This window comes from Streptomyces sp. NBC_00582, from assembly GCF_036345155.1.
Classification (GTDB): domain Bacteria; phylum Actinomycetota; class Actinomycetes; order Streptomycetales; family Streptomycetaceae; genus Streptomyces.
In genome coordinates this window covers 897153-911804 of record NZ_CP107772.1, presented here as the reverse complement: position 1 = coordinate 911804, position 14652 = coordinate 897153, and the positions used below count along the sequence as shown (strand labels likewise).

General features: G+C 71.6%; 3 protein-coding genes. 2 read left to right on the top strand and 1 reads right to left on the bottom strand.

All coding sequences use genetic code 11. The annotated features are described in order from the left end of the window. Positions 1-425 precede the first annotated feature (425 nt). Positions 426-1004, top strand: coding sequence for a helix-turn-helix transcriptional regulator (locus OG852_RS03495; RefSeq protein WP_133916064.1), 579 nt, complete (start codon positions 426-428; stop codon positions 1002-1004). Positions 1005-1109: 105 nt separating this feature from the next. Here the strand turns inward: OG852_RS03495 and OG852_RS03490 are convergent, their stop codons facing one another. Continuing rightward, positions 1110-1421, bottom strand: coding sequence for a hypothetical protein (locus OG852_RS03490; protein ID WP_330347021.1), 312 nt, complete (start codon positions 1419-1421; stop codon positions 1110-1112). A 401-nt stretch (positions 1422-1822) separates the two neighbouring features. Between OG852_RS03490 and OG852_RS03485 the strand changes: the two genes are divergently transcribed. Continuing rightward, on the top strand, positions 1823-14566 hold the full coding sequence (locus OG852_RS03485) for a type I polyketide synthase (protein ID WP_330347020.1): 12744 nt from the start codon (positions 1823-1825) through the stop codon (positions 14564-14566). The last annotated feature ends 86 nt before the right edge of the window (positions 14567-14652 follow it).

Below are 14652 nucleotides of genomic sequence, written 5' to 3'. Positions count from 1 at the left end.
CGCCCCAGACGTGACATATCGCGGCCATGCCCGCGCAACATGGGGCTTCGCGTGTGCATCCCCGGCGCCCTGTGCAGGTGTGACCGTACCGAACCGGCCGACCGAACAAAGCTACGCGCGATGACCGAACCCGCCGTACGGCGGTACCGCAGTATTTCCCCCGGGGACCCTGACCGTCGTTGACGCCTCGTACGCGGCCCACCTACTGTCGCCGACAGCGGTGCAGAAAAGGAATGGAATATTCGTCGCAGCGGCTTTCTGCTCTGTCTCCGCTGTCGAACCAATAGCTGCCGTTTCAGGTTCTGGAGAGGAATTCAATGCTCCCCCACGCCGACAGGTCGACAATGGTCAGTGGCCTTCCTGAAGCATCGCGCAACACACGCCGCGGCGACCGGCGACACGGTGCCCCGCATCACGTCACCTGCATGGCGAGTCTGGACGCCGGCCTCAAGATCGAAGCGGCGAACGCCGACTTCTTCCGCCATGTGGCCCGGCCGTCCACGGAGATCTGCGGGCGCAGCATCTACGACGTCCTGCATCCGAGCGCCCGCAACATCCTCCCCAAACACTTCACCCATCTCTCGAACGGCCACGGCAGCCGCTTCGTCGAGAGAGTGGTCGCCATGCGCGGCCACGACCGTGTCTTCTCCGCGGAGATCACCGGCATAGCCGTCAAGGGGGAGGGAGACGACCTGTCAGGTGTCGTCGTCCTGATGAGCCCGGAGGACGAGCCGGCCGATGCGGCCGAGCTCCCCACCCAACCCACGCCGATGCTCACCGCCCTGGACGCCCGCATCCTGGAGGGCGTCGCCACCGGCGCCTCGACCATCCAACTGGCCTCGCGGCTCTACCTCAGCCGTCAGGGCGTGGAGTACCACGTCGGCCTGATGCTGCGACGCTTCAAGGCCCCCAACCGTGCCGCGCTCGTCTCCCGCGCCTATTCGCTGGGCGTCCTCACGGCCGGCAGCTGGCCGCCCCGTGCGGTGCCCGAGTACGTGAAGTGACCACGCGGCACCTCGCACCGCCGCCGGCCTCCCCTGACCCACCAGGGGAGGCCGGCGCCTTTCGGACGGCGGCCCCGGTCAGGTCACCGGGCCGCCGTCCGCACGTCAGCGGCGGTGGCCGCCGATGCCCTCGTCGTCCGCGTCCTGCCACGGCAGATGCTGGTACGGGCCGTCGCTGATCCGCACCACCTCCCGCTCACCCCAGCTCCCAGGGAACGCGGACAGGCGCATGCCGGCACCGGTGACATCCTCCACGTCCAGCTCCACGTCCACCTCCATGTCCAACTGGAACCGGTCGAGGTCGTTCATCAGCCTGCGCACGTACAGCGAGTCGCCATCGGCCAGCCGCAGCGACTCCAGGCTGCCCCGCAGTTTGACCAGGGCGCCGCGCAGATCCGCGAGTTCCGCGTTTCTCATGGATTTCCCTCCGCCTCCTCCGGATCGGCAAAGGCTCCCTCGCGCACGCCGACCCGGACCCGGACACATCACCGCCGCCCCCGGCGCGGTGTGGCCTCATTGAGTCGGCAGAACCCCGACGAGCGCAATACCCGACGCCTCCCCCCGGGCCATGTCTGGGCGTTTCCCGAAACACACCCCGCGACGACCGGGCCCGCGCCCCGCGGACCGGCACGCACCGGCGTGAATCTAGGGGCCGCCCTAGTCCATGCGCCCCTAGCGTGGGTAGCCCTGCGGTCCGCGATCCGCTGTCCGACCCCCGACCTGCCGCTGTGGACCGTCGATCACATCGTGCGCCGTGCGCATGCCGTACCCGACGTCTGCGGTCCACACAGGCTGGGCCAACAAGCTGGTGGAGTGGAATGAGCGAGTCAGAACGCACACGGTACGGGCTCAACGCCGCGCCCCAGCGGGCCATCGCCGTCGTCGGCCTGGCCTGCCGCCTGCCTGGCGCGGCCGACCCCGAAGGCCTCTGGCGTCTGCTGCGCGACGGTGACAGCGCTGTGCGTCCGGCTGCTCCCGCCGATCGTCCGTGGCCCACTCCCGCCTCCGCCGAGGACGGGAACGAGGTCGAGTCCGGCGGCGACAGGGACGAGCCCACGGACGGGGTACCTCGGTGGGGCGGATTCCTCGACGAGGTAGACCGCTTCGACGCGGGCTTCTTCGGTGTCTCACCGCGCGAGGCGGACGCCATGGACCCCCAGCAGCGCCTCGTCCTCGAACTGGCCTGGGAGGCACTGGAAGACTCCCGCATCATCCCCGGAGCCCTCCGCTCCACCAGCACGGGTGTGTTCATCGGAACCGCCCATGACGACTACGCCACCCTGCTCCACCGGTTCGGACCCGAAGCCGTCACCCACCAGTCCTTCACCGGCACGCACCGCGCTCTCGTCGCCAACAGGCTCTCCTACCTGCTCGGCCTGCGCGGCCCCAGCCTCACCCTCGACTCGGCGCAGTCGTCCTCGCTCGTGGCCGTCCACCTGGCCTGCGAGAGCCTGCGGAGCGGCGACAGCGACATCGCCCTCGCGGGCGGCGTCAACCTGCACCTCGCCCCGGAAAGCAGCCTGTACCCCCACCGTTTCGGCGCGCTCTCGCCCGACGGCCACTGCTACACCTTCGACGCCCGTGCCAACGGGTACGTCCGCGGCGAAGGCGGTGGCCTCCTCGTACTGAAGCCGCTCGACCGTGCCCTCGCCGACGGCGACCCCATCCGTGCCGTCATCCGGGGCAGCGCGGTCAACAACGACGGTGGTGGTGACACACTCACCGCTCCGGACCCCCACGCTCAGGAAGACGTCATCCGCCGCGCTCTGCGCAACGCCGGGACGTCCCCGCACGACGTCCAGTACGTCGAACTCCACGGAACCGGGACGCCGGTCGGTGACCCCGTCGAGGCGGCCGCCCTCGGTGCGGCCCTGGGCCGGGGAAGGCCGTCCGAGGAGCCACTGCGCGTGGGCTCCGTGAAGACCAACGTGGGTCATCTGGAGGGCGCGGCCGGAATCGCCGGCCTGGTCAAGACGGTCCTGGCCCTCCAGCACCGCGAACTTCCGGCCAGCCTGAACTACCGGACGCCCAACCCCGACATCCCCCTCGACACCCTCCGACTTCGAGTTCAGGACACCCACAGCGCCTGGCCTCGCCCCGACATGCCCCTCGTCGCAGGGGTGAGCGCCTTCGGCATGGGCGGGACGAACGCGCATGTGGTGGTGGAGGAGGCTCCGGCGGTCCCGGAGGAGGCTTCCGCCGATGTGGACGCGATGCCGGTGTTCGTGGCTGGTGGTGTGGTGCCGTGGGTGGTCTCGGGTCGTGGTGGGGAGGGGCTGGAGGGTCAGGCGGGGCGTCTGGAGTCGTTGGCGGGCGAGCTGCGTCCGGTGGACGTGGCGTGGTCGTTGGCGTCGACGCGTACGGCGTTCGAGAACCGGGCTGTCGTCCTGGGTTCCGGGACTGCCGAACTCGTAGCCGGGCTGGGTGCGTTGGCGGCGGGTGAGGTGGCCGGCTCGGGTGTGGTGCGGGGTGCGGTGACTGGTGCTGCTGACCGGGTGGTGTTCGTGTTCCCGGGTCAGGGGGCGCAGTGGGTGGGTATGGGGCGGGAGTTGTGGGATGCCTCTCCGGTGTTCGCCGCCTCGATGGAGGCGTGTGAGCGTGCGCTTGCCCCGCATGTGGAGTGGTCGCTGAGCGAGGTGGTGCGGGGCGGGGCTGAGCTGGCTGAGGTGGATGTGGTGCAGCCGGTGTCGTGGGCGGTGATGGTGTCGTTGGCGGCGGTGTGGCGTGCCTGTGGTGTTCAGCCGTCCGTGGTGATGGGGCACTCGCAGGGGGAGATCGCTGCTGCGGTGGTGGCGGGTGGTCTGTCGCTGGAGGATGGTGCGCGGGTGGTGGCGTTGCGGTCGCGGGCGATCCGGGCGATCGCCGGGCGTGGCGGCATGGTCTCCGTCCCCCTTCCCCTGTCGGACGTCGAGGAGCTGCTGGCCGGCTGGGAAGGCCGTATCGATGTGGCCGCGGTGAATGGTCCTGGCTCGGTGGTGGTGGCCGGTGACGCGGACGCGCTGGATGAGCTGGTGGCGCACTGCGAGGCGCGGGAGATCCGGGCTCGTCGTGTGCCGGTGGACTACGCCTCGCACACCTGGCACGTCGAGGCCATCGAGGACCAGTTGGCCCGGGTGCTGGCGGCCGTGGAGCCGCGCTCCGGTGAGGTGCCGTTCTTCTCCACGACCGAGGCGGAGGTCGTCGACACGGCACGCCTGGACGGGGGTTACTGGTACCGGAACCTGCGTCAGCGGGTGCGTTTCGCCGATGCCGTCGATGCTCTGGTGGAGCAGGGCTACGGCGCGTTCGTCGAGGTCAGTTCCCACCCGGTGCTGGGCATGGCGGTCCAGGAGGCCGCACCGGACGCGGTCGTGACGGGGACACTGCGCCGGGACAAGGGCGACGCCCACCGTTTCCTGACCTCCCTCGCGGAGGCGTGGGTGCGCGGTGTCCCGGTGGACTGGACGGCGGTCCTGGCCGGCCACGACGCCCGCACGGTCCCGCTGCCGACCTACGCCTTCCAACGCCGACGCTACTGGCTGGACGGCGGCGCGACGGCCCGTCGTCTCACCCTTCCCGTCGAGGAACTCGGCGAGTCCGAGGAAGCAGCCGCCCTCACACCTCCGCAGTTGCGCAACGACTGGGTGCAGCGCATCCGGGCCCATGCCGCCGCCGTGCTGGGGCATGCCACTGCCGCTGATGTCGAGGCGACTCTCACTTTCAAGGCACAGGGCTTCGACTCCGCGACCTCTGTCGAACTGCGCAACCGACTGGTCGCGGACACCGGGCTCTCCCTGCCCGCCTCTGTTCTCTTCGACCACCCCACTCCCCAGGCACTGGCCCGCCATGTGCGCGGTCTGCTCCACGGCGGCGGCGACACGGCTTCCGAGATCTCAGCGGATTCGAAGCCCGCCGCCGAGAACGAGCCCATCGCGATCGTGGCCATGGGCTGCCGTCTGCCCGGTGGCATCCGCACACCGGAAGAGCTGTGGGAACTGCTCTCCGGTGGCGGTGACACCATCTCCGGCTTCCCCACCGATCGGGGATGGGACCTCGACAACCTCTACGACCCCGACCCGCAGCGGCACGGGACCACGTATGCACGCTCCGGCTCGTTCCTGTACGACGCGGGCGACTTCGACGCCGGCTTCTTCGGCATCTCGCCGCGCGAGGCCGTCGCCATGGACCCGCAGCAGCGCCTGCTGCTGGAGACCTCCTGGGAGGCCCTTGAACGGGCCGGGATCGACCCGGAGACGCTACGTGAGCGCGACGGGGGAGTGTTCGTAGGACTCATGCAGCAGGAGTACGGTCCCGGGTTGCACCGAGCCCCCGAGTCGGTCGACGGATATCTCCTGACCGGCACCTCGTGCAGCGTGGCAAGCGGGCGGATCGCCTATGTCCTCGGCCTGCGTGGGCAGGCGGTGACCGTGGACACGGCGTGTTCCTCCTCGCTGGTGGCCCTGCACATGGCCGTCCAGGCGCTGCGCTCCGGCGAGTGCTCCTTCGCGCTCGCCGGAGGAGCGACCGTGATGGCAGAGCCCGGCATCTTCGTGGAGTTCAGCAGGCAGCGTGGGCTGGCGCCGGATGGTCGTTGCAAGCCGTTCGCGGCGGGTGCGGACGGTACGGGCTGGGGTGAGGGTGTGGGGGTGCTGCTGCTGGAGCGGCTGTCGGACGCCCGCCGTAATGGTCATCCGGTGCTGGCGGTGGTGCGGGGTTCGGCGGTCAACCAGGACGGGGCCAGCAATGGTCTGACCGCGCCCAACGGTCCTTCGCAGGAGCGGGTGATCCGTGCGGCGCTGGCGAACGCGCGTCTGAGCGCTGACCTGGTGGACGCGGTGGAGGCGCACGGTACGGGGACGACGCTGGGTGACCCGATCGAGGCGCAGGCCCTGCTGGCGACCTACGGCCAGGGCAGGGACCCGGAACGGCCCCTGCGGCTGGGCTCGTTGAAGTCCAACGTCGGTCATACACAGGCCGCCGCGGGCGTTGTCGGTGTGATGAAGATGGTGCTGGCGTTGCAGCACGGATTGCTTCCCCGGACGTTGCACGTCGACGAGCCGACGCCCCATGTCGACTGGTCGGCGGGGGAGGTGTCGTTGCTGACGGAGGCGGTGGAGTGGCCGGAGGTCGAGGGGCGTCCGCGCCGGGCCGGTGTGTCGTCCTTCGGGATCAGCGGGACGAATGCGCATGTGGTGTTGGAGGAGTCTCCGGCGCTGTCGGCGACGGCTTCCGCCGATGTGGATGCGGTGCCGGTGTTCGTGGTGGAGGGCGCGGTGCCGTGGGTGGTGTCGGGTCGTGGTGGGGAGGGGCTGGCGGGTCAGGCGGGGCGTCTGGCGTCGTACGTCGAGTCGGCGGACGAGGACGTCCGACCGGTGGACGTGGCGTGGTCGTTGGCGTCGACGCGTACGGCGTTCGAGAACCGGGCTGTCGTCCTGGGGGCTGAGCACGACGCCCTGATCCTTGGCACCAAGGCGCTCGCGGCGGATGACGGGGTGACGCCGTCCTCGGTGGTGCGTGGGCGGGCTGCTCGTGCTGCCGGTGATGTGGTGTTCGTGTTCCCGGGGCAGGGGGCGCAGTGGGTCGGTATGGGGCGGGAGTTGTGGGATGCCTCGCCGGTGTTCGCGGCGTCGATGGAGGCGTGTGAGCGTGCGCTTGCCCCGCATGTGGAGTGGTCGCTGAGCGAGGTCGTGCGGGGCGGGGCTGAGCTGGCTGAGGTGGATGTGGTGCAGCCGGTGTCGTGGGCGGTGATGGTGTCGCTCGCGGCGGTCTGGCGTGCCTGCGGTGTTCAGCCGTCCGTGGTGATGGGGCACTCGCAGGGAGAGATCGCTGCCGCGGTGGTGGCGGGTGGTCTGTCGCTGGAGGACGGGGCGCGGGTGGTGGCGCTGCGTTCGCGGGCGATCCGGGCGATCGCCGGGCGTGGTGGCATGGTCTCCGTCCCCCTTCCCCTGTCGGACGTCGAGGAGCTGCTGACCGGCTGGGAAGGCCGTATCGATGTCGCCGCGGTGAACGGTCCTGGCTCGGTGGTGGTCGCCGGGGATGCGGACGCGCTGGATGAGCTGATGGCGCACTGCGAGAGCAGTGACATCCGGGCTCGTCGTGTCCCGGTGGACTACGCCTCGCACACCTGGCACGTGGAGGCCATCGAGGACGAACTGGCGGACGTGCTCGCGGCTGTCGAGCCGCGCTCCGGTGAGGTGCCGTTCTTCTCCACGACCGAGGCCGAGGTCGTCGACACCGCCCGGCTGGACGGGGGGTACTGGTATCGGAACCTGCGGCAGCGGGTGCGTTTCGCCGATGCCGTCGATGCTCTGGTGGAGCAGGGCTACGGCGCGTTCGTCGAGGTCAGTTCCCACCCGGTGCTGGGCATGGCGGTCCAGGAGGCCGCACCGGACGCGGTCGTGACGGGGACACTGCGCCGGGACAAGGGCGACGCCCACCGCTTCCTGACCTCCCTCGCCGAGGCATGGGTGCGCGGTGTCCCGGTGGACTGGACGGCGGTCCTGGCCGGCCACGACGCCCGCACGGTCCCGCTGCCGACCTACGCCTTCCAACGCCGACGCTACTGGCTGGAGAGTACGGCTCCCACTGCCGCTGTGGCTTCCGGGCAGGAGGCCGTGGACGCCCGTTTCTGGGAGGCGGTGGAGCGGGAGGACCTGGAGGCTTTGGCGGGGACGTTGGGGGTGTCCGGCGGTGAGGCCCTGGCCGGTGTTCTTCCCGTGCTGTCGGGGTGGCGCAGGGAGCAGGTGGTGCGGTCGGCGGTGGACGGCTGGCGGTACAAGGTGGTGTGGAAGCCGGTCGCCCGTGACACACGCGCCGTCGCCCTGACCGGTACGTGGCTGCTCGTCGTCCCCCAGGGACACTCCGAAACCGAGCTCACCACCTCCCTCTCCGGCGGTCTGACGGCCCACGGCGCCGACGTACGAGTCCTTGAACTCACGTCGCGCCACGTCGACCGCGATGTCCTGACATCCGCGCTCGACGAGGCGTCGGCCGATCCTGCCGTGCCGCTCAGCGGCGTGCTGTCACTGCTGGGGCTGGACGAGGACCCGTTGCCCGACCATCCCGTGGTGACCACCGGGGCCGCGCTCACCGTCTCCCTCCTCCAGGTGCTCGGAGAGAAGGTGCTCGGAGAGACCGGGACGGACGTGCCCCTGTGGTGTGTCACGCGAGGCGCCGTGGCGGTGGGGGACCAGGAGCCGGTCACCCGGCCGGCACAGGCTGCGGTCTGGGGGCTGGGGAGGGTCGCGGCCCTGGAGTTCCCGGAGCGCTGGGGCGGGCTGGTGGACCTTCCCGAACGGCTCGACGCACGGGACACCGGTGCGCTCTGCGCCGTTCTGGCCTCGTCCGGTGACAGCGCCGAGGACCAGGTGGCCGTGCGCGCCAACAGCACCTTCGTACGGCGTCTGGTGCCGGCCCCTCGGTCGGCTTCCGGGCGGGCCACCGGGCGGCACTGGACACCGCGCGGTACCGCCCTCGTGACCGGCGGAACCGGTGCGCTCGGCGCGCACGTCGCCCGGTGGCTGGCGCGTGGTGGTGCCGAGGACGTGGTGCTGGTCAGCCGGCGAGGCAGGAGCGACGACGCGGGACTGAGGGAACTGGAGACGGAACTCGCCGCGCTGGGCGCTCGGTTGACCGTCACCGCGTGCGATGTGGCCGACAGCACGGCGCTCGGGGATCTGCTGGATTCCCTGCGCGCGGAAGGTCGTACCGTTCGCACGGTGGTGCACGCCGCGGGCGTCGGCACCCTCGGGGCGCTCACCGACCTCGGCATGGCGGAGTTCTCCGAGGTCATCGCAGGCAAGGTGGCCGGGGCGCAGCATCTCATCCGGCTCCTGGACCCGGCCGAGACCGATGCGCTGATCCTCTTCTCCTCGATCTCCGGTGTCTGGGGGGTCGCCGACCACGCGGCTTACGCGGCCGCCAACGCCTGCCTGGATGCCCTCGCCGAGTCCGCGCGCCGCACGAGCGGGCTTCCGGTGCTCTCGGTCGCCTGGGGTCCCTGGGACGGCGGCGGCATGATCGGTGAGGACATGCGCGACCCGCTGCGCCGCCGTGGCATCCCCGTCATCGCGGCGGAACCGGCGATGACGGCCCTCCAGGAGGCGCTCGACCACGACGACACGGTCGTCGCGGTCGCCGACGTCGACTGGGCACGTTTCGTGCCCGTCTTCAGCGCCGCCCGGCCCGCCCCGCTCATCGCCGCACTGGAACCGCAGGACGAGCCCCGAGACGCCGGGGCACAGGACGAACGGGGCACGGACGCGGCGGCGCCGAGCTTCGCGAAACGGGTGGGCGCCCTGCCCGCTTCCGAACACGACCGATTCCTGCAGGATCTCGTCCGGTCCGAGGCGGCCGTCGTGCTCGGTCATGACTCGGCGGCAGCCGTCGACGCCGCCTACGCCTTCAAGGAGTTGGGTTTCGACTCGGTCAGCGCTGTCGAACTCCGCAACCGCCTCACCGCCCGCACCGGTCTGAAGATCCCGACGACGGTCGTCTTCGACCACCCCACCCCGCTCGCCCTCGCCGCCCACCTCCGCCGACTGGCCCTCGGAGACCATGCCGAACGGGGGCAGGACTCTGAGTCGTCCGCGACAGCGGCCGGTTCGCGGGCGCCCTCCACCGACGACGACCTCATCGCCGTCGTCGGCATGGGGTGCCGTTACCCGGGCGGCATCACGTCCCCCGAGGACCTCTGGCGGGTCGTCACCGAAGGCCAGGACCTCATCACGGGCTTCCCCGCCGACCGTGGCTGGGACACGACCAGGCTCTACCACCCCGACCCCGACCGGCACGGCACCAGCTACGTCCGGCACGGCGGCTTCCTGCACGACGCCGGGGAGTTCGACGCGGCCTTCTTCGGAATCTCCCCGCGCGAGGCGGCGGCGATGGATCCGCAGCAGCGACTGCTCCTGGAGACGTCGTGGGAGGCGTTCGAGCAGGCCGGCATCGACCCGAGAACCCTGCGCGGCAGTAGCACCGGCGTCTTCACGGGTCTGACGGACCAGAACTACGGCACCCTGCTCGGCCGCGGCACCGAGGGCACCGAGGGCTACCTCGTCACCGGTGCCTCGACCGCCGTCGCCTCCGGTCGCGTCTCCTACGTCCTCGGACTCGAGGGACCGGCGGTGACCGTGGACACCGCGTGCTCCTCGTCGCTGGTCGCGCTGCATCTCGCGGTACGGGCCCTGCGGTCGGGCGAGTGTGCGATGGCGCTGGCGGGCGCGGCGATGGTCATGGCCGATCCGGCGCCGTTCGTGGGCTTCAGCCGGCAGCGGGGCCTCGCCCCCGACGGCCGGTGCAAGCCCTTCGCCGAGGCCGCCGACGGCTTCTCCCTCGCCGAGGGAGTGGGGGTGCTCCTGCTGGAGCGGCTGTCGGACGCCCGCCGCAACGGGCATCCGGTGCTGGCGGTGGTGCGGGGTTCGGCGATCAACCAGGACGGGGCCAGCAACGGCCTCACCGCGCCCAACGGCCCCTCCCAGCAACGAGTCATCCGCGCCGCCCTCGCCGACGCCCGCCTCACCTGCGGTGACGTCGACGTCGTGGAGGCGCACGGCACGGGCACCCGGCTGGGCGACCCGATCGAGGCGCAGGCCCTGCTGGCGACCTACGGGCAGGACCGTCCGTCCCGACAGCCGCTGCTCATCGGCTCGGTCAAGTCCAACATCGGGCACACCCAGACCGCGTCCGGTATGGCCGGCGTGATGAAGATGGTGCTCGCCATGCGCCACGGCCTCGTGCCGGGCACGCTGCATGTCGACGCCCCGTCCTCGCATGTCGACTGGTCGGCGGGGGAGGTGTCGTTGCTGACGGAGGCGGTGGAGTGGCCGGAGGTCGAGGGGCGTCCGCGCCGGGCCGGTGTGTCGTCCTTCGGGATCAGCGGGACGAATGCGCATGTGGTGTTGGAGGAGTCTCCGGCGCTGTCGGCGACGGCTTCCGCCGATGTGGATGCGGTGCCGGTGTTCGTGGTGGACGGCGAGGTGCCGTGGGTGGTGTCGGGTCGTGGTGGGGAGGGGCTGGCGGGTCAGGCGGGGCGTCTGGCGTCGTATGTCGAGTCGGCTGGTGAGGGTGTCCGGTCGGTGGATGTGGCGTGGTCGTTGGCGTCGACGCGTACGGCGTTCGAGAACCGGGCTGTCGTCCTGGGGGCTGAGCACGACGCCCTGATCCTTGGCACCAAGGCGCTCGCGGCGGATGACGGCGGTAGCGCGTCGTCCGTCGTGCGGGGTGCGGTGACCGGTGGCGTGGACCGGGTGGTGTTCGTGTTCCCGGGGCAGGGGGCGCAGTGGGTCGGTATGGGGCGTGAACTGTGGGACGTCTCACCGGTGTTCGCCGCGTCGATGGAGGCGTGTGAGCGTGCGCTTGCCCCGCATGTGGAGTGGTCGCTGAGTGAGGTCGTCCGGGGTGGCGGTGAGCTGGCTGAGGTGGATGTGGTGCAGCCGGTGTCGTGGGCGGTGATGGTGTCGTTGGCGGCGGTGTGGCGTGCCTGTGGTGTTCAGCCGTCCGTGGTGATGGGGCACTCGCAGGGAGAGATCGCTGCCGCGGTGGTGGCGGGTGGTCTGTCGCTGGAGGATGGTGCGCGGGTGGTGGCGCTGCGGTCGCGGGCGATCCGGGCGATCGCCGGACGCGGCGGCATGGTGTCGGTCCCGCTGCCGCTCACCGGGGTGGAGGAACTGCTGACCGGCTGGGAAGGCCGGATCGATGTGGCCGCGGTGAACGGTCCGGGTTCGGTGGTGGTCGCCGGTGACGCGGACGCCCTCGATGAGCTGATGGCGCACTGCGAGAGCAGTGACATCCGGGCTCGTCGTGTCCCGGTGGACTACGCCTCGCACACCTGGCACGTGGAGGCCATCGAGGCCGAACTGGCGGAGGTGCTCGCGGCCGTCGAGCCGCGCTCCGGTGAAGTGCCGTTCTTCTCCACGACCGAGGCGGAGGTCGTCGACACCGCCCGGCTGGACGGGGGTTACTGGTACCGGAACCTGCGGCAGCGGGTGCGTTTCGCGGACGCCGTCGATGCTCTGGTGGAGCAGGGCTATGGCTCGTTCGTCGAGGTCAGTTCCCACCCGGTGCTGGGCATGGCGGTCCAGGAGGCCGCACCCGACGCGGTCGTTGTCGGGACGTTGCGCCGGGACAAGGGCGACGCCCACCGTTTCCTGACCTCCCTCGCGGAGGCGTGGGTGCGCGGTGTCCCGGTGGACTGGACGGCGGTCCTGGCCGGCCAGGGCGCCCGCACGGTCCCGCTGCCGACCTACGCCTTCCAGCACCGCCGCTACTGGCTCGACCTCCCCGAACCCGCCCCCCACGGCGAGCCGGGCAGCCCCTTGGGCGACGAGGTGGACGCGCTCTTCTGGGAGGCGGTCGAACGCGAGGATTTGGAGGCACTCGCCGACACCCTCGAGCTGGCGCCCGAGCGGCGCGGGACGCTCGACACGGTGGAACCGGTGCTGCCCGTCCTGGCGGAGTGGCGTCGGCGCAAGCGGGAGAGCGCCCTGCTGGACTCCTGGCGTTACGCGGTGACATGGCAGCCGACCGGCGCATCGATGGCCACGGCCGGCCCGTTGGCGTCTCACTGGCTGGTCGTGTTGCCCGGCGCCGACGGGGCCGCCGATGGCACCGCCCAGGAACTCGTCGAACGGCTGCGGGGTCACCAGGAGGTCGAGGACGTCGTCACGGTCGTCTTCGACGGGGCGCGGGAGGACCGGGCCGCTCTGGCGGACCGTCTCCGTGCGGCCTTCGAAGAGAACCCGCTCCTCGCCGGCGTGCTGAATCTGCTTCCCCTCGCACCGCGCGGCGACCGTTCCGCCACCGAACCACGGCGCTCCGCCGTGCCCGAGGCCGTCACGACGACCTTCCTGCTCATGCAGGCGCTCACGGACACGGAGGTGGAGGCACCGCTGTGGACGGTCACCCGGGGAGCGGTCGGCGTGCACCCGGCCGCCGGTCCGCTCCCCGAGCAGGCGGCGGTCTGGGGGCTCGGCCGGGTCTACGGGCTCGACCATCCCCAGCGATGGGGAGGCCTCATCGACCTCCCCGCACCCCCTGACGACGAGCACGCATGCGCGGGCGCGGGCGCGGCACTCGGAAACCAGCTCTGGGAGCGGCTCCGTACCGCTCTGGCCGGCGACGAGGACGAGGACCAGTTCGCCGTACGCGAGGACGGACTGTACGTACGCCGCATGGTCCGCAAGCCGGTCGACGCCGAGGCCGACGAGCGGCGCACGGTCGGCTTCGCGGGTACGACGCTCATCACCGGCGGCACCGGAGCCCTCGGCGCGCACCTGGCACGGCGGCTGGCCGCGACCGGTGCCGGGCATCTGCTGCTCGTGAGCCGACGGGGCCCGGACGCTCCGGGCGCGGACGGACTGGAGAAGGAACTCACCGCGCTCGGCGCCCGCGTCACCATCGCCGCCTGCGACATCACCGATCGGGAGGCCCTGGCCGCCCTCCTCGCGGAGGTGCCGCAGGACGCGCCGGTCAACGCCGTGGTGCACGCGGCGGGCACCGAGCCGCCGTCCGTCGCGATCGGAGACACGGACCTCGACGCACTGCAGGACGTGATGCGAGCCAAGATCGCCGGTGCCCTGCACCTCGACGCGCTGCTCGGCGACCACCCGCTGGAGGCCTTCGTCCTGTTCTCGTCGGGCGCGGGTGTCTGGGGCGACGGCGGCCACTCCGGTTACGCGGCGGCCAACGCCTATCTCGACGCGTTCGCCGAATGGCGCCGCAGCCGGGGCCGTACGGCGACCTCCATCGCGTGGGGCGCCTGGGCCGGCGGCGGCATGGTCCACGAGGCCGAGGGCGACCGGCTGCGGCGCTACGGCGTGCCCATGATGGACCCCGAGGTGGCCGTGGGCGCCGTACCACAGGCCCTCGCACACGACGAGACGGTCCTGGTCGTCGCCGACGTGATCTGGGAGCGGTTCGCCGCGACCTACTCGGCCGCCCGTCGACGCCGCCTCTTCGACGAGATCCCCGAGGCCCGGCTCCTCGACGCGGCGCGGGTCCGCGTCGGCGCGGCGGATGCCGAGGCCGACGGCGGGCCGGTACCGGGTGCGGCGCGGTCGTTCGCCGACCGGCTGGCGGGCGCGAGCCGGGCGGAACAGGAACGGACCGTGCTTCACCTCGTACGCACCCAGGTCGCGGTGGTTCTCGGCCATGACGGGACCGGCGCCATCGGCCCCGGTCACGCCTTCCGCGATCTGGGGTTCGACTCCCTGACGGCGGTCGAGCTGCGCAACCGGCTGAAGGAGGTCACGGGTCTCGGCCTGCCCGCCACCCTGGTCTTCGACCACCCCACCCCGGCCGCCCTCGGCGAACGCCTGCTGTCCGAACTGGCTCCGCGGACGGCAGGGGCGGACGGAGGGGACCTCACGCCGCTCGACGCCTTGGAGGCGGCCGTCGCCGCCCTCGACCCCGCCGACGACGTCGCCCGCACCAGGATCACCACCCGGCTGCAGGCGCTGCTGTGGCGCCTGTCGGACGGCCCGGCGGAGAGGTCGGCCGACGGGGCCCCTGACGACGAACTGCTCGAGGCCGTCTCCGACGACGAGATGTTCGACCTGATCGACAAGGAACTCGGCCTCAACTAGACCGCCGGCGGGGCGGTGTACTCCCCCCTGGCCGCCCCGTCCGGCTCACCCTTCCCCTCGCACCACTCGCACCGAACGCACCGCAT